This is a genomic window from Kocuria sp. CPCC 205263 (genome assembly GCF_040981075.1).
Classification (GTDB): domain Bacteria; phylum Actinomycetota; class Actinomycetes; order Actinomycetales; family Micrococcaceae; genus Kocuria; species Kocuria rosea.
The window spans coordinates 199,122-214,965 of record NZ_JAVKPV010000005.1; the positions used below are offsets into that span (position 1 = coordinate 199,122).

The window sequence follows — 15,844 nt, forward strand, 5'->3', positions numbered from 1 at the left end:
GGGCCTGGTCGGGCGGGGGTGGGAGGCACCCTGCCCGGCGGCTCACTGGACGCCGAGCTCCTTGTCCTCGCGGGCCTCCCCGGGGCGCTCCCCGGCCCCGAGCAGCCGGCGCAGGGAGACCAGCCGGGACTCGCCCGCCTCCCCGGCGCGGCCCTGCGCCACCCAGGCGTCCAGGGCGCAGCCGGGGGACGTCCCCGTGTGCCGGCAGCCCTTGGGGCACTCGGCGATCGCCTCGGCGAGCTCGTCGAAGGACTCCACGATCCGGTCGTGGTCCACGTGCGCCAGGCCGAACGAGCGGATGCCGGGGGTGTCGATGATCCAGGACCCGGGGGAGGCGTCCTCGATCTTCAGGGCGAGGGCCGACGACGACGTGTGCCGGCCCCGTCCGGTCACCGCGTTCACCCCGCCGGTGGCCCGGTCGGCGCCCGTGAGGGCGTTGACGAGGGTGGACTTGCCCACGCCGGAGTGGCCCAGCAGCACCGAGACGTGGCCGTCGAGACGCCCGCGCAGGGCCTCGACGAGCGCGGGGTCGAGGGGCAGCGTGGTCCCGTCGTCGTCGGCCGGGACGTCGCGGGCGGGGCCCGAGACGAGCACGGGCAGCTCGAGCGCCGTGTAGTGGGAGATCAGCTCGGCGGGGTCCCGCAGGTCGGTCTTGGTGATGCACAGCAGCGGTTCGATGCCGGCGTCGTAGGCGGCCACGAGGGAGCGGTCGATGAACCCGGTGCGGGGCTCGGGGTTGGCGGCGGCCACGACGACCACGAGCTGGTCGGCGTTGGCCACCACGACCCGCTCGACCGGGTCGGTGTCGTCCGCGCTGCGGCGCAGGACGGTGGAGCGCTCCTCGATCCGCACGAGGCGGGCCAGGCTGTCCGGGGCGCCGCTGACGTCGCCGACGAGGCCCACGAGGTCGCCCGCGACCACGGGCCGGCGGCGCAGCTCCCGGGCGCGCACGGCCACGACCAGCCGCTCCCCGGGGGTGTCCTCCTCGAGGATCGCGGTGTAGCGGCCGCGGTCCACGGTGACGATGCGGCCGGTGACGGCGTCCTCGTGCGCCGGCCGCTCCTTGGTGCGCGGGCGGGAGCCGGTCTTGCTGGGACGGACGCGCACGTCCGACTCGTCCCAGTCGCGCCGGACGGAGTCCCTACGCGTCACGGCTCGTGCCCGTGAGCTCCGCCCACAGCCGGGGGAACTCGGGGAGGGTCTTGGCGGTGGTCGCGATGTTCTCGACCCGGACGTCCGGGACCACGAGGCCGATCACGGCGCCGGCGGTGGCCATCCGGTGGTCCTCGTAGCTGTGGAACGTCCCGCCGTGCAGGGGGGCCGGTCGGATCAGCAGCCCGTCCGCGGTCTCCTCGGCGTCGCCGCCGAGCCGGTTGATCTCCGTGACGAGCGCGGCGAGCCGGTCGGTCTCGTGGCCGCGCAGGTGGGCGATGCCGCGCAGCCGCGAGGGTGTGCCGGCGACCGCGCACACGGCCGCGACGGTGGGCGCGAGCTCCCCGGCCTCGCCGAGGTCGAGGTCGACCCCGGTCACCGCGTCCGGTCCCGTGACGGTGAAGGTCCCGTCCGTGAGCTCCACCGCCGCGCCGAAGGCCGGGAGGATGTGCTTCCAGTGGTCGCCGCCCTGGGTGGTGCGGTCGGGCCAGCGGGGCACCGAGACCCGTCCGCCGGTCACCACGGCCGCGGCCAGGAAGGGGCCGGCGTTGGAGAGGTCCTGCTCGATGGTCACGTCGAAGGCCCGCACCGGCCCGGGGGAGACCCGCCACTCGTCGGGCACGGAGTCGTCCACGGAGACGCCGAGGCCGCGCAGCACCTCGGCGGTCATCTCGACGTGCGGCATGGACGGGACACCGCGCCCCGAGCCGTCGGCGCTGCGGTGGCGCAGCACGAGCCCGTCGTCGAACCGGGCGCCCGCGAGCAGCAGGGCCGAGACGAACTGGCTCGAGCCGGTGGCGTCGATCTCCAGCTCCCCGCCGCGTACGCCGCCGGTGCCGTGCACGGTGAAGGGCAACCGGCCCCGGCCGTCGTCCTCGACCTGCAGGCCGAGCGCGCGCAGGGCGTCGATCACCGGTCCCATGGGGCGCACCCGGGCGCCCGGGTCGCCGTCGAAGGTGACGGGACGCCGTGCGAGGGCGGCGACCGGCGGCACAAAGCGCATCACGGTCCCGGCCAGCCCGCACTCGACCGTGACCGGCTCGGTGGCGTCCCACGGGGCGGGCTCGACCAGCAGGTCGGGGCCGAAGCCGCCGTCCCCGGCCACCTCCTCGACGCGGGCCCCCAGGGCCCGCAGGGCCTCGACCATCAGCCGCGAGTCGCGGGAGTGCAGGGGCGAGCGCAGCCGGCACGGACCGTCCGCCAGGGCGGCGAGCAACAGGTACCGGTTGGTGAGGGACTTCGAGCCCGGCACCGTCAGCTCGGCGACGACGGGACGGGGCCCGACGAACGGAGCCGGCCACAGCTCGTGCTGCGGGGCCGGCTCCGCGGCGTCGGGACGGGCTGCGGGGGCGGAGGACTCCGGCGGCATCACGACAGGGGGACCGGGGCCTAGCCCTGCTTGACGGCGTGCTGGAGGGCCTTCTCGGCCTTGGCCACCTGCTTCTGGGTGTCCTTGCCCAGCTTGGAGGCGTTCTTGCGGACGTCCCCGGCGAGGTGCTCGGCGCGCCACAGCAGGGACGGGTTGCCCTCGGTGTCCACGGCGGCGAGCATGACGGCGCCCACCAGGGAGGAGTTCTTGAAAGCGGTGGAGCGGCGGGCGGCCTTCTGCTCCGGGGTGCTCGCCTCCGCGGCGCGGTAGTCGGCGTAGGCGTTGAGCGCGGTGGTGGTGACGAGCACGCCGGCCGAGAGGCGGGGCAGCTTGCCCAGCCCGAAGAGCACGGCGGCGCCGAGCTGCGCCGCGGCCAGGCCCTGGGCCACCACGGCGTGGTTCTGCAGCGCGGGTCCGGCCTGGGGGAATGCCTTCGTGGCGGCGGAGATCGCCGGGGCGAGGTGCTGGGCGGCCTGGGACGAGTTGCGGAAGCTCTCCACCCCGTTGGCGACGTAACCGGTGGCCAGCAGCGGGCGGGCGATGCGACGGACGATGCTCATGGGTTCCTCCTCGGCGGCAGACGGTACCGCGGGGCTGTGTCGGGCGGGTCTGGATCGGCGGACGGCGCCGCTCGTCCCATCCTAGCCACGGGGACCGCGCACGGGGCGAGCACGGGCCGGGCGCGGTGGGAATAGGTGCGACGGTGACACCCGTTGTGCAGGACAGCGGCCGCCCCGTCCGGGGCAGGCCACCGGCACAGGTTTTCGAAGGGACCCGCACGGCGGGGGAGAGGAGCAGCCATCACCGCCCCCACGAGCGTTCTCGAGCCCGCCCCGGCCCGCACGCGCGTCCCCGTAGACTGGTCCGTGATGAACGAGCAGAACCAGCAGGGGGCCGCCCCCCAGCGCACCGAGCCGCCCGTCGACGTCGAGGCCGAGTCCCCCGAGGACCGGAAGGCGCGCTTCGAGCAGGACGCCATGGAGTACGTGGACCAGCTCTACGCCGCCGCCCTGCGCATGGCTCGCAATCCGGCCGACGCCGAGGACCTCGTGCAGGAGGCCTACACGAAGGCGTTCTCCGCGTTCCACCAGTACAAGCCCGGCACGAACCTCAAGGCGTGGCTGTACCGCATCCTCACGAACACGTACATCAACCTCTACCGCAAGCGGCAGCGCGAGCCGCTGCAGGCGAACACCGACACCGTCGAGGACTGGCAGCTGCACCGCGCCGAGTCCCACACGTCCTCGGGTCTGCGCTCCGCGGAGGTGGAGGCGCTGGACCACCTGCCGGACAGCGACGTCAAGCGCGCCCTGCAGGAGCTGCCCGAGGAGTTCCGGCTGGCGGTGTACTTCTCCGACGTGGAGGGCTTCGCCTACAAGGAGATCTCCGAGATCATGGACACGCCGATCGGGACGGTGATGTCCCGCCTGCACCGCGGGCGGAAGCTGCTGCGCGAGAAGCTCGCCGACTACGCCGCCGAGCGCGGCTTCGACACGTCCAGGGTGACCGGCGACAAGAAGAAGGAAAAGGACAAGTAGACATGGCCGACTGCGAGAGCCTCGGATGCTGCACGGACGAGAGGATCCGCCTGATCTACGAGTACCTCGACGGGGTGCTCCCGGCGGAGGACCTCGACGAGATCCACGGCCACCTCCTCGAGTGCCCGGAGTGCGCCCGCGAGTACGACCTGGAGTGCGTGATCCGCTCCGTGGTCCGGCGGTCCTGCGCGGAGACCGCGCCCGCCGACCTGCGGGTCTCGATCCTCGCCCGGCTGCACGGCGCGCGCCAGGACCCGCCCGCCGCCTGAGCGCGGCGCCCCGGTCCCGGGCGCGGCAGGACCCCCGGGCACACGGAAGGGCCCCGGACCGCGTCAGCGGTCCGGGGCCCTTCCGTCACGGCGTCGCCGGGGTCCGGGAAGGACCTCAGGCGTTGGGGCGCTTGCCGTGGTTGGCGCCGCCCTTGCGGCGGTCCTTGCGCTTGCGTCCGCGCTTGCTCATGCGAGCCTCCTGTCTGTCCGCGGTCGCCCGCGGCGGATCGTGGGTGTCGGCGTCCGTTCCCGCGTGGTCTGGTGATGTCAGCGGCGGCCGGACGAGGCACTGCCCGCCATTCTCTCACACGCGGGACGGGCGGGGCTCACCGGGGCTCGGGCAGGTCCAGCCAGTCGTACCAGCCGCGGTGCAGCACGAGCCACGCCATCAGCCCGTAGCCGGCCTGGCCGGGGTGTCCGTGGTTGGCCGCGAGGTCCTTGCGCCACTGCTCGTGGTGCTGCAGCGGGTTGAACGTGTCCACGTAGACGTGGTTGCGCCGGGTCGTGACATCCGCGTAGGCGGCCGAGAGGTCCGCGATCCGGCGGTTGCGCTCGGCGTCCATCGTGGGCGGGGGGCCGACCACGAGGACCCGCACGTTGTGCTGGGAGGCGGTGTCGATGATGTTGGCCATGTTCAGCCGGGAGCGCGCGCTCGTGATGGACAGGTCGATGTCCAGGGTGGAGGGCGCGATGACCAGGCGGTTGTCGTGGCCCGGGGAGAAGCGGCGGGCCGCCTCCTCGAACCAGCGCTCGTTGAGCGACTCGCTGCCCTCGCCGGGCGCCGCCAGGTTGTAGGCGGACACGGGGGCCACGTGGTGGGGGGTCCGGGCCATGACCCGCCCGAACCAGCCGAGGCCCCGGGGGTCGCCCTCGCCGGCCAGCAGCTCGTCACCGACTGCGACAATTCTGATCCTTCGTTGCTCCACGTCGTTCTTTCTGATCGGGGGTGCGGGATGTCGGGGGGACGAGCGGCGCCGGCCCGTGGGCACGGGCCGGCGCCGGACTCGCTGGAGACGTGCGGGAGGGCAGGGGCACAAGCCCCCACCCTCCCGGGACGGGCTCAGTCGCGCTCGAAGGCCGTCTGCACCAGGGTCTCGAGCTCGGCCGCGTGGCGCTTGGCCGAGCCGTTGGCCGGGGACGCGGACGCGGGGCGGGAGGCGAGCCGGACCGGCCGGTCGAGCTGCGGCAGGAGGTTGACCGCCATGAACGGCCAGGCGCCCTGGTTGGCGGGCTCGTCCTGCGCCCACGTGAGGCGGGCCTCGGGGTACTTGCCGAGCTCCTCCCGGATCTCCGCGAGGGGCAGCGGGTACAGCTGCTCCACGCGCACGATCGCCGTCCTCCGGTCCTGGCGCTCCTCGCGGGCCGCGGCGAGGTCGTAGTAGAGCCGGCCGGAGACCAGCACCACGTCGGTGACCTCGGAGGCCTCGAGCCCCGCCTGGTCGCCGATCACCGGGCGGAACGCGCCGGAGGTGAACTCCTCGATCGGGGAGGCCGCCGCCTTGAGGCGCAGCAGCTGCTTCGGCGTAGCCACCACCAGCGGCTTGCGCGGGCGGCTGTAAGCCTGCCGGCGCAGCAGGTGGAAGTGGTTCGACGGGGTCGAGGGGTTGGCCACGACCATGTTCTTCTCGGCGCACAGCGTCAGGAAGCGCTCGATCCGGGCCGAGGAGTGGTCCGGGCCCTGCCCCTCGAAGCCGTGCGGCAGGAGCATGACCAGCGACGAGCGCTGGCCCCACTTCTGCTCCGCGGAGGAGACGAACTCGTCCAGGATGATCTGGGCGCCGTTGACGAAGTCGCCGAACTGGGCCTCCCACACGGTCAGGGCGTCCGGGCGCTCCACGGAGTAGCCGTACTCGAAGCCCAGCACACCGTACTCGGACAGCAGCGAGTTGTAGATCGCCAGCTGCGCCTGGTTCCCGGAGAGGTGGTTGAGCGGGGTCCACTCCGCGCCGGTGCCGGAGTCGTAGAACACGGCGTGGCGCTGCGTGAACGTGCCGCGCCGGACGTCCTGGCCGCTCATCCGGACCGGGATGCCCTCCATCATGAGGGAGCCGAAGGCCATGAGCTCGCCCATGCCCCAGTCCACGCCGCCCTCGCGGGTCATCGCCTCGCGGCGCTCGAGGAGCTTGCGCAGCTTCTTGTGCACGGCGAAGTCCTCGGGGACCTCCACGTGCACCGCGCCGATCCGCTGGGCGGCCTCGGTCGAGATGGCCGTGGTGCGGGGGATCGAGACCCCGGAGTCCGCCTGCTGGGCGGAGGGCCGCTCGATGTTCGAGATCGCGGCGGAGTCCCCGGTGACCAGCGGGATGGAGGACGTCTGCGCCTCGTGCGTCTCGGCGAAGACCCGCTCCAGGCGCTCCTGGTAGTCCTTCAGCGCCCGGTCGGCCTCCTCCTGGGTGATGTCGCCGCGGCCCACGAGGTTCTCGGTGTAGATCTTGCGGGTCGAGCGCTTCTCCTCGATGAGGTTGTACATCAGCGGCTGGGTCATCGAGGGGTCGTCGCCCTCGTTGTGGCCGCGGCGCCGGTAGCACACGAGGTCGATGATGACGTCCTTGTGGAACGTCTGCCGGTACGCGAACGCCATCTGGCCCACGTGCGTGACTGCCTCGGGGTCGTCGGCGTTGACGTGGAAGATCGGCGCCTGGAGGCCCTTGGCGATGTCCGTCGCGTAGGTGGTGGACCGGGCCGCGGCGGGCGCGGTGGTGAAGCCCACCTGGTTGTTCACGACGACGTGGACGGTGCCGCCCACGGTGTAGCCGGGCAGCAGCGCCATCTGCAGGACCTCGGCCACCACGCCCTGGCCCGCGAAGGCCGCGTCGCCGTGCACCTGGATCGGCAGCACCGGGAACGTGCCGTCGCCCTCGGGCCCGGCGCCCAGGACGTCGGTCTTGGCCCGGGCGATGCCCTCGATGACCGGGTCGGCGGCCTCGAGGTGGGACGGGTTCGCGGCGAGGTAGACCTGGGTCTCGTTGCCGTTGTCGGAGGTGAAGGAGCCCTCCGTGCCGAGGTGGTACTTCACGTCGCCGGAGCCCTCGGTGGTGCGCGGGTCCTGGCTGCCCTCGAACTCGCGGAAGACCTGGGCGTAGGACTTGCCGGCGATGTTGGTGAGCACGTTGAGCCGGCCGCGGTGGGCCATGGCGATGCCGACGCCCGCGAGCCCGGCGTCGGCGGCGTCGGAGATGATCTCGTCCAGCAGCGGGATCAGGGACTCGCCGCCCTCGAGGGAGAAGCGCTTCTGGCCCACGTACTTGGTCTGCAGGAACGTCTCGAACGCCTCGGCGGCGTTGAGCCGGCCCAGGATGCGGAACTGCTCCTCGCGGCTGGGCTTCTGGTAGCCGTGCTCGAGCTGGTCCTGGAACCACTCGCGCTCCTCGGGCTCCTGCAGGTGCATGTACTCCACACCGAGGGTGCGGCAGTAGGCGTCCCGCAGCCGGCCCAGGATGGTGCGCAGGCTCAGCACGTCCGCGCCGCCGAAGCCGCCGGTGGGCCACTCGCGCTCCAGGTCCCACAGGGACAGCCCGTAGGTGCGGATGTCGAGGTCCGGGTGCTTGCGCATCACGTACTCGAGCGGGTTGGTGTCCGCCATGAGGTGGCCGCGGACCCGGTACGCGTGGATGAGCTGCTGGATCCGGGCGACCTTGTTGACCTGGATCTCGGGGTTGACCTGGTTGTCCACGGCCCAGCGCACGGGCTCGTAGGGGATCCGCAGGGCCTCGAAGATCTCGTCGTAGAAGTCGTCCCCGCCCAGCAGGTAGGACTCGATGAGGCGCAGGAACTCACCGGAGCCCGCGCCCTGGATAACGCGGTGGTCGTAGGTCGAGGTCAGGGTGATGATCTTCGAGACCGCGTGCCGCGCGATGGTCTTGGGGGAGGAGCCCCGGTACTCGGCGGGGTGGTCGAGCGCGCCCACGCCGACGATGCACGCCTGGCCCTTGGACAGCCGCGGCACGGAGTGGACGGTGCCGATGCCGCCCGGGTTGGTCAGGGACACCGTGGTGCCCTGGTAGTCCTCCATGGTCAGCTCGTTGGCGCGCGCGCGGCGGACGACGTCCTCGTACGCGTTCCAGAACTGCATGAAGGACATGGCCTCGGCGCCCTTGATGTTCGGCACCACGAGGTTGCGGGAGCCGTCCTTGTTCGGGATGTCGATGGCGATGCCGAAGTTGACGTGGGCGGGGTGCACCGCCACGGGCTTGCCGTCCTGCTCGTCGTAGACGACGTTCTGGGACGGGTAGTTGGCCAGCGCCTTGATCACGGCGTAGCCGATCAGGTGCGTGAAGGACACCTTGCCGCCGCGGTTGCGGGAGAGGTGGCTGTTGATCACGATCCGGTTGTCGATCAGCAGCTTCGCCGGGACGGCGCGGACCGTGGTGGCGGTGGGGACGGTGAGGGACGCGTCCATGTTGGCGGCCACGGCCTTCGCCGGCCCACGCAGCTTGACGACCTTGTCCTCGGCCGGCGCGTCGTGGTTGGGGGCCGTGGCGCGGGCGCGGGCGGGCTGGGCCGGGATGGGCTTCTTGGCGTCCGAGGCCTCGGTCTCACCCTGGTCGGTCTCGGGCCGGCCCTCGGCCTTGGCGCCGGACCTGGTGGGCGCGGGCGGCGTGGCGGGCTTCGCCGCCGGGGCGGGGGAGGTGCGGGCGGCGGTGCGCTGGGCCGCGGGCGGCTGGGGGGCGGCGGCGGCCTTGGGCTGCGCGGGGGCGGCCGCCGGGGCCGCCTTCGGCGCGGGGGCCTGCGCGGCGCCCGCCGGCTCCGCGGCGGTGCTGCTGTCCGCGCTCATCGACTCGAAGATCGGCCACCACTTCTCGTCCACCGAGTTCTTGTCCGTCCGGTACTTCTCGAACAGTTCGTCGACGAGCCACTCGTTACCTGCGAATTCTTCAGGGATGGGGTGCTGTGGCTGATGTGGCACGGGGAATACGCCTCTTCCATGGTTGATCGCGTGGAGGCCGTCTGCCCGGTCTCCACAGTGTCGGTCCCGGCAGCGTCCGGACCCGCCGCCGGTGTTCCTCGCCGGCCGTCTCCCGTGACAGCCGGCGGCGTCCGCCTCCGGAACCTGCCGGACGGTCGTCGACCGGGCGCGGCCGTACCTCCGGCGAGTCTAGTGATCCGCGCGGCGGCATGGCTAGTCCGTGGCCCGGCCCCGGGGCGCGTGTCGCGGGCCCCGGCTAGACTGGCGGGCGTGCGATTTCTCAACACCCCCACGTCCGACCTGACCTACAGCGACGTCTTCCTCGTCCCCTCGAGCTCCCGGGTCACCTCCCGGTTCGACGTCGACCTCACCCCGCGCGACGGCACGGGCGCCACCGTGCCGCTGGTGGCCGCGAACATGACCGCCGTGACCGGGCGCCGAATGGTCGAGACGCTGGCCCGCCGCGGCGGTCTGGGCATCCTGCCGCAGGACATCCCGCTCGACGTCATCGCGGACGTCACGTCCTGGGTCAAGGAGCGCTCGCCGCGCTTCGAGACGCCCGTGGTCCTCGGGGACGAGGACACCGTCCACGACGCCCTGGGCATCATGCACAAGCGGCCCCACGGCGCCGTGGTGGTGTGCGGTCCGGGGCGGGCCTACCGCGGGGTGGTGCTCGCGGCCGACTGCGCCGAGGTGGACCGCTTCACCCAGCTCGGCTCGATCATGCGCACCGACGCCCCGGTGTTCACCCTGGCGGAGGTCCGCGCCGGGTCCGGCGACGACGTCCTCGCCGCCGCCTACGACCGGCTCGCGCAGACGCGCGCCCATGTGGCGCCGGTGCTCGACGGCGACACGGTCGTGGGCGTGCTGACCCGCAAGGGCACGGTCCGCTCCACGATCTACACCCCCGCCCTGGACGCGGCGGGCCGGCTCCGGGTGGGCGCCGCCGTGGGCATCAACGGAGACGTCCGGGGCAAGGCCCGGGCGCTGCTCGACGCCGGCGTGGACGTGCTCGTGGTGGACACCGCCCACGGCCACCAGCGCAAGATGGTGGAGGCTCTCGAGCTGGTCCGCGCGGCGGCCCCCGACGTGCCCGTCGTGGCGGGCAACGTGGTCACCGCGGACGGCGTCCAGGACCTCGTCGACGCCGGCGCGGACATCGTGAAGGTCGGCGTGGGCCCCGGTGCGATGTGCACCACCCGGATGATGACCGCCGTGGGCAGGCCGCAGTTCTCCGCCGTGCTCGAGTGCGCCGAGGCCGCCGCCGGGCTGGGCCGGCACGTCTGGGCGGACGGCGGCGTCAAGCACCCCCGGGACGTCGCCCTCGCCCTGGCGGCCGGGGCCAGCCAGGTCATGGTGGGCTCCTGGTTCGCCGGCACCCACGAGGGCCCGGGCGAGCTGAACGTGGACGCCGACGGCCGCATGTACAAGGAGAGCTTCGGCATGGCCTCGACCCGCGCCGTGCGCGAGCGCACCCGCGGCGAGGGGGCCTTCGCCCGGGCCCGCAAGGGGCTCTTCGAGGAGGGCATCTCGAGCTCCAAGATGTACCTCGACCCCGAGCGCCCCGGCGTGGAGGACCTCGTGGACCAGATCACCGCGGGCGTGCGCAGCTCCATGACCTACGCGGGCGCCACGACCCTCGAGCAGTTCGCGGCCCGGGCCGTGGTCGGCATCCAGTCCGCGTCCGGCTACGAGGAGGGCAGGGCGCGCCCCGTCAGCTGGTCCTGAACCGGCGCCGAGGGGCTCCCGCTCCGGTACCCTGGAGCTCTCATGGACTCGTTCAGTAGTTGCCGGCCCGGCCGCGGCGCCCCCCGCCGCGGCCCCCGAGCCGGCTCGCCCACCGTCCCCCGCTCCACCCCCGGCCGCCCGGCCGCCGACCGCTCCGTCCCCGCCCGGCGAGCCGCGGCGGGAGGCCGCTCCTGATGGAATGGCTGCTCCTGGCGGCGGGCCTGCTGCTCATCCTCGGCACGGGCTTCTTCGTGGCCGTGGAGTTCTCCCTCGTGGCCCTCGACCAGACCACGGTGCGCCGGGCGATCGCCGAGGGCGACCGCGCGGCGGAACCGCTGCTGAAGTGCCTCAAGTCCCTGTCCACGCAGCTCTCCAGCTGCCAGCTGGGGATCACGCTGACCACGCTGCTCACCGGCTACACCCTGGACCTGGCGCTCCAGTCCTTCCTGCGGGAACCGATCGCCGAGCTCACCGGCCTGTCCGTGGCGGGCGCCGGGGGAGCGACCCTGGCGCTGTCGATGCTCATCTCCACGCTGCTGTCCATGCTGCTGGGCGAGCTCGTGCCCAAGAACTGGGCCATCGCGGAGGCGTTCCGGGTGGGGCGGCTGGTCGCCCGTCCCCAGCTCGTGTTCACCGCGGTGTTCAAGCCGTTCGTCGTCACCCTCAACGGCGTGGCCAACCGGGTCCTGCACCTGTTCGGGATGGAGGCCAAGGAGGAGCTCTCGGGCGCGCGCTCGCCGGAGGAGCTGTCCTCGATGGTCCGCCGCTCCGCGAAGATGGGCACCCTGGACGCCGGCACCGCCGCGTTCGTCGCGAAGACCCTCACCTTCGCCGAGCGCACGGCCGCGGACGTGATGACGCCCCGGATCCGCGTGCAGATGCTCGACTCCCACGATTCCGTCGCGGACGTCGTGGCCGTCGCCTCCCGCACCGGGCACTCCCGCTTCCCCGTGATGGACGACTCCCCGGACGACGTCCGCGGGGTGGTCCACGTCAAGAAGGCCGTGGCCGTGCCGTCGGAGCGCCGCGCCGCCCTCGAGTGCGGGGCGATCATGGAGGACGTCCTGCGCGTGCCCGAGACCGTCCACCTCGACTCCCTGCTCGTGCAGCTGCGCTCCGGCGGGCTCCAGATGGCCGTCGTCGTCGACGAGTGGGGCGGCACCGCCGGCGTCGTCACCCTCGAGGACCTCGTGGAGGAGGTGGTCGGGGAGGTCTCCGACGAGCACGACCGGCTCAGCCTCGGCGCCCTGCAGTCCGCGGCGGGCGAGTGGTACTTCCCGGGGCTGATGCGCCCCGACGAGGTCTCCGAGCAGATCACGGAGCTCGACATCGAGGACGGTCCCGCCTACGAGACCATGGGCGGGTTCATGATGGACCGGCTCGGGCAGATCCCGAAGCCCGGGGACCTGGTCCCCGTCCAGGGCGGCGTGCTCGAGGTCGCCCGGATGGAGGGGCGCCGCGTGGACCGCATCCGGTTCGTACCCGCACCGGCCGAGCCCGAGGACGCCCCCGCAGGGGCCCGCGAGAGCGGCGCACGAGAGGAGGACGCACGATGAGCGACTGGGCAGGCCTCGCGTGGCTCGTGGTGCTCCTGGCGGGCAACGCCTTCTTCGTGGGCGGCGAGTTCGCCGTCATGTCCGCACGGCGCAGCCAGATCGAGCCGCTGGCCGAGGAGGGCAACAAGCGGGCCCGGACCGCGCTGTACGCGATGGAGCACGTGTCCCTCATGCTGGCCTGCTGCCAGCTGGGCATCACCGTGTGCTCCCTGCTGATCCTCAACATCTCCGAGCCGGCGCTGCACCACATCGTCTCCGGCCCGCTGGTCCACCTCGGCGTGCCGGCCGAGGTCGCCGACGTCAGCGGGTTCCTCACGGCCCTGCTCGTGGTCACCTTCCTGCACGTGGTGTTCGGCGAGATGGTGCCGAAGAACATGTCGGTGTCCGCCGCGGACCGCGCCGTGCTGCTGCTGGCGCCCCCGCTCGTGTTCGTCTCCCGCATGGTCAAGCCCGTGATCGCCACGCTGAACTGGGCGGCGAACCACGTCCTGAAGCTCATGGGGATCGAGCCGAAGGACGAGGTCTCCTCGACCTTCACCCTGGACGAGCTCCAGTCCATCGTGGCGGAGTCCACGAAGGAGGGCACGGTGGCGGACCAGACGGGCCTGCTCTCCGGCGCGCTCGAGTTCTCGTCCAAGCGCACCGCCGACGTGATGGTGCCGCTGCACCAGCTCGTCACGCTGCCCGAGGGCGCCTCCGCGGCGGACGTCGAGAAGGCGGTGGCCCGCACGGGCTTCTCCCGCTTCGCCCTCACGGAGGACGACGGCGAGCTCAACGGCTACCTGCACATCAAGGACGTGCTCTCGATCCCGGAGAGCCGCTACAACGAGCCGGTGCCGGTGACCCGGGTGCGCTCGCTGGCGAACCTGCGTCCCGGGATCGAGATCGACGACGCGCTGGCGGCGATGCAGCGCACGGGCTCGCACCTGGCGCGCGTGGTCGACGCCGGCGGGCAGACCCTGGGCGTGCTGTTCCTCGAGGACGTCATCGAGGAGCTGGTGGGCGAGATCCGGGACACCACCCAGGACCGGCGGCAGCGCCGCGGGGACCGGGTGGACACCTCGGAGCCGCCGCGCTGAACGGCCGGCGCCCGCCGCGGGGACTTCCGCGGCGGGCGGCGCCGGGCGCCCGGTGCCGCGACCGGGCCCCGGCTCAGGCCAGGACGCGGACCGCCGCGGGGAGCACGTCCACGTGCGCGGGCAGCGGGCCGAGGCGCTCCCCGTCCGCGTAGACGGTGACGTCCGGGGCCTCCACGGCCACGGCGCGGACCCGTTCGATCCGCACGCTCTCCAGCGCCACGTGCCGGCCCGAGAACAGCCGGGGGAACAGGAGCAGGAACCGGGCCCGGCCCAGGGGCGCCACGGTGAACAGCTCCAGCAGCCCGTCGTCCGCCCGGGCGTCGGGCACGATCCGCAGGCCGCCCCCGATCGACGACGTGTTGGCGACGTTCAGCAGGACCCCGTCCCGGCGCTCCGTGCGGCGCCGGCCGCCGGCGTCCTCGATCTCGAGCCGGTAGTGGACGGTGCGCAGCCGCGCGATCTCCATCAGGACGGCCAGCAGGTAGCGGGAGGAGCCGGTCGGGCGCAGCCACCGGTTGGCCCGCTCGTTGACCACGGCGTCGAAGCCCGCGCACAGGGCGGTCGCGAAGCAGGACGTGCGGCCGTCCGCGAAGCGCACCCGACCCACGTCGAGGCGGCGGGCCCGGGGGTCGTCGAGCCGGCGCAGGATCCGCCCGGCCGCGGCCACCGGGTCCCGGAGCGGCACGCGCAGGTGGCGGGCCAGGTCGTTGCCGGTCCCGCAGGGCACCACGCCCAGTGGGATGTCGACGCCCTGCGCGGCGAGCTCCACGAGCACACCGAGGCCGGCCTGGACCATCCCGTCCCCGCCCACGACCACGAGCCCCCGGGTGGTGAGGGCGTGCGCCCGCAGCCGGTCGCGCACCAGCCCCACCAGGGTGCCGAGGTCCGCGGCGGAGAGCACCACGGCCTCGTCGCCGCCGGTCCGCAGGAGCTCCGCGGCCCGGTGGGCGTCCTCGAGGGCCCGGCCGCGGCCGGCGCACGGGTTGACCGCCAGGACGAAGACGCCGCGGGACGGGCCCGGCTCAGCCATCGGCCCGCCGCGCCGCGCAGGCGGCGCACAGGCCGGTGATCTCGACCGTGTGGTCCACCTCGGTGAAGCCGTGGGCGGCGGCGGTGCGCCCGGCCCACTCCTCGACCGCGGGGGCCTCGAGCTCCACGGCGGCGCCGCAGCGGCGGCACACCAGGTGGTGGTGGTGGTGCTCGGCGGCGCAGCGGCGGTAGATCGCCTCGCCGTCGTCGCTGCGCAGGACGTCCAGCTCGCCGAGCTCGGACATCGACTGCAGGATCCGGTAGGTCGTGGCCAGGGAGACGGAGTCGCCGCGCTCCCGCAGCAGGGCGTGCAGGTCCTGCGTGGAGATGAAGTCCTCCAGGGACGCGAGCGCCCGCGCGACGGCGCGGCGCTGCCGGGTGTTGCGGACCTCCCCGGCGCTCCCCCCGCTGGTTCTCACGCTCACGCCTCGTCCTCTCGTCGCTGGTGCCCGGGCCGAGCACCAGCTTAACAAGGACCGCGCGGAACGTGCCCCGCCGGCCGGTGGGACCCGGGAGGACCCGGGGTTAGGGTGGGCCCATGGAGCTCATCAAGTACACCCACTCGTGCGTGCGGCTCGAGAACGAGGGCAGGGTCCTGGTGATCGACCCGGGCAAGTTCTCCGGACGGGAGGAGCTGGCGGAGGCCCTCGACGGGGCCGACGTCCTGCTCGTCACGCACGAGCACCCGGACCACCTCGACCCCGAGCCGGTGCACGCGCACCTCCGGGCGCACCCGGAGGTGCAGGTGTACGCCCCGGCCCCGGTGGCCGCGGGGCTCCGGGAGGCCCTGGGGGAGGGCCACGCGATCCACGACGCCGAGCCCGAGACCGTGCTGGAGCTCGAAGGCTTCACCGTGCGGACGTTCGGCGGCCAGCACGCCCTGATCCACACGCTCATCCGCACCGTGGACAACATCGGCTACCTGGTCGAGGACACGGTCTACCACCCCGGCGACTCGCTGGTGGTCCCGCACGGGCTCTCCGCCCCCGTGCTGCTGGCGCCGATCCACGCGCCGTGGAACAAGCTGGCGGAGGTCGTCGACTTCGTGGTGTCCGTGCGCCCCGAGCGGGTCTTCCAGATCCACGACGGTCTGCTCTCCGACAACGGCCTCGGCGTGATCGAGGGCCAGCTCACCTCGTTCGCCGCCAAGTACGGCGCCGAGTACCGCCACCTCGCCACCGGCGAGCGCGTCGTCCTGTAGCCGCGGGCCCGCGCGGC

General features: G+C 73.3%; 13 protein-coding genes. 6 read left to right on the plus strand and 7 right to left on the minus strand.

Features of this window, described 5'->3' with window-relative positions:
• Nucleotides 1-42 precede the first annotated feature (42 nt).
• From RF647_RS09780 to RF647_RS09790, 3 genes are read right to left on the minus strand one after another with little or no spacing between them, the layout of a single operon-like run.
• Nucleotides 43-1,152 (minus strand): ribosome small subunit-dependent GTPase A, encoded by a 1,110-nt coding sequence (locus RF647_RS09780; protein WP_368811553.1) that lies wholly within the window; start codon nucleotides 1,150-1,152, stop codon nucleotides 43-45.
• Nucleotides 1,142-2,524 carry a 3-phosphoshikimate 1-carboxyvinyltransferase gene (gene aroA, locus RF647_RS09785; protein WP_368811554.1) on the minus strand — a complete coding sequence of 461 codons (1,383 nt, stop codon included), beginning with the start codon at nucleotides 2,522-2,524 and terminating at the stop codon, nucleotides 1,142-1,144. The genes RF647_RS09780 and aroA overlap by 11 nt, the downstream gene beginning before the upstream one ends.
• Before the next feature lie 17 nt (nucleotides 2,525-2,541).
• On the minus strand, nucleotides 2,542-3,081 hold the full coding sequence (locus RF647_RS09790; protein WP_017833665.1) for a DoxX family membrane protein: 540 nt from the start codon (nucleotides 3,079-3,081) through the stop codon (nucleotides 2,542-2,544).
• Between the two features lie 309 nt (nucleotides 3,082-3,390).
• Between RF647_RS09790 and RF647_RS09795 the strand changes: the two genes are divergently transcribed.
• A complete protein-coding gene (locus RF647_RS09795; protein ID WP_368811555.1) occupies nucleotides 3,391-4,059 on the plus strand; it encodes a sigma-70 family RNA polymerase sigma factor in 669 nt (222 codons plus the stop codon).
• Nucleotides 4,060-4,061: 2 nt separating this feature from the next.
• A complete protein-coding gene (gene rsrA / locus RF647_RS09800) occupies nucleotides 4,062-4,328 on the plus strand; it encodes a mycothiol system anti-sigma-R factor (RefSeq protein ID WP_133411264.1) in 267 nt (88 codons plus the stop codon).
• Between the two features lie 326 nt (nucleotides 4,329-4,654).
• On the opposite strand, the gene RF647_RS09805 is transcribed toward rsrA, so the two are convergent.
• Together RF647_RS09805 and RF647_RS09810 are read right to left on the minus strand one after the other, a co-directional pair.
• Nucleotides 4,655-5,254 (minus strand): GDSL-type esterase/lipase family protein, encoded by a 600-nt coding sequence (locus tag RF647_RS09805; protein WP_031283102.1) that lies wholly within the window; start codon nucleotides 5,252-5,254, stop codon nucleotides 4,655-4,657.
• Nucleotides 5,255-5,388: 134 nt separating this feature from the next.
• Entirely contained in the window at nucleotides 5,389-9,234 is a 3,846-nt protein-coding gene (locus RF647_RS09810) for a multifunctional oxoglutarate decarboxylase/oxoglutarate dehydrogenase thiamine pyrophosphate-binding subunit/dihydrolipoyllysine-residue succinyltransferase subunit (protein WP_368811556.1), read from the minus strand.
• A gap of 270 nt (nucleotides 9,235-9,504) precedes the next feature.
• Here RF647_RS09810 and RF647_RS09815 point away from each other — a divergent pair, with 270 nt between their 5' ends.
• From RF647_RS09815 to RF647_RS09825, 3 genes are all read left to right on the plus strand, one after another.
• Nucleotides 9,505-10,962 carry a GuaB1 family IMP dehydrogenase-related protein gene (locus RF647_RS09815; protein ID WP_368811557.1) on the plus strand — a complete coding sequence of 486 codons (1,458 nt, stop codon included), beginning with the start codon at nucleotides 9,505-9,507 and terminating at the stop codon, nucleotides 10,960-10,962.
• A 194-nt stretch (nucleotides 10,963-11,156) separates the two neighbouring features.
• Nucleotides 11,157-12,518, plus strand: a complete 1,362-nt coding sequence (locus RF647_RS09820) for a hemolysin family protein (protein WP_368811558.1) — start codon at nucleotides 11,157-11,159, stop codon at nucleotides 12,516-12,518.
• Nucleotides 12,515-13,597 carry a hemolysin family protein gene (locus RF647_RS09825; RefSeq protein WP_368811559.1) on the plus strand — a complete coding sequence of 361 codons (1,083 nt, stop codon included), beginning with the start codon at nucleotides 12,515-12,517 and terminating at the stop codon, nucleotides 13,595-13,597. Before RF647_RS09820 ends, RF647_RS09825 begins: the two co-directional genes overlap by 4 nt.
• Before the next feature lie 73 nt (nucleotides 13,598-13,670).
• Here RF647_RS09825 and RF647_RS09830 read toward each other — a convergent pair whose 3' ends face one another.
• Nucleotides 13,671-14,627: a diacylglycerol kinase family protein gene (locus RF647_RS09830; protein ID WP_368811560.1), complete on the minus strand. Its 957-nt coding sequence runs from the start codon at nucleotides 14,625-14,627 to the stop codon at nucleotides 13,671-13,673.
• Nucleotides 14,620-15,051 carry a Fur family transcriptional regulator gene (locus RF647_RS09835; RefSeq protein WP_017834399.1) on the minus strand — a complete coding sequence of 144 codons (432 nt, stop codon included), beginning with the start codon at nucleotides 15,049-15,051 and terminating at the stop codon, nucleotides 14,620-14,622. The genes RF647_RS09830 and RF647_RS09835 overlap by 8 nt, the downstream gene beginning before the upstream one ends.
• Before the next feature lie 113 nt (nucleotides 15,052-15,164).
• On the opposite strand from RF647_RS09835, the gene RF647_RS09840 reads away from it, so the two are divergent.
• A complete protein-coding gene (locus RF647_RS09840) occupies nucleotides 15,165-15,827 on the plus strand; it encodes an MBL fold metallo-hydrolase (RefSeq protein WP_368811561.1) in 663 nt (220 codons plus the stop codon).
• Nucleotides 15,828-15,844: the final 17 nt, after the last annotated feature.

Bases quoted from the DNA above. Each gene is read 5' to 3' on its own strand.
- RF647_RS09840 (WP_368811561.1), top strand. From the start codon at position 15,165: ATGGAGCTCATCAAGTACACCCACTCGTGCGTGCGGCTCGAGAACGAG.
- RF647_RS09830 (WP_368811560.1), bottom strand. From the start codon at position 14,627: ATGGCTGAGCCGGGCCCGTCCCGCGGCGTCTTCGTCCTGGCGGTCAAC.
- RF647_RS09820 (WP_368811558.1), top strand. From the start codon at position 11,157: ATGGAATGGCTGCTCCTGGCGGCGGGCCTGCTGCTCATCCTCGGCACG.
- RF647_RS09790 (WP_017833665.1), bottom strand. From the start codon at position 3,081: ATGAGCATCGTCCGTCGCATCGCCCGCCCGCTGCTGGCCACCGGTTAC.
- rsrA (WP_133411264.1), top strand. From the start codon at position 4,062: ATGGCCGACTGCGAGAGCCTCGGATGCTGCACGGACGAGAGGATCCGC.
- RF647_RS09795 (WP_368811555.1), top strand. From the start codon at position 3,391: ATGAACGAGCAGAACCAGCAGGGGGCCGCCCCCCAGCGCACCGAGCCG.
- RF647_RS09825 (WP_368811559.1), top strand. From the start codon at position 12,515: ATGAGCGACTGGGCAGGCCTCGCGTGGCTCGTGGTGCTCCTGGCGGGC.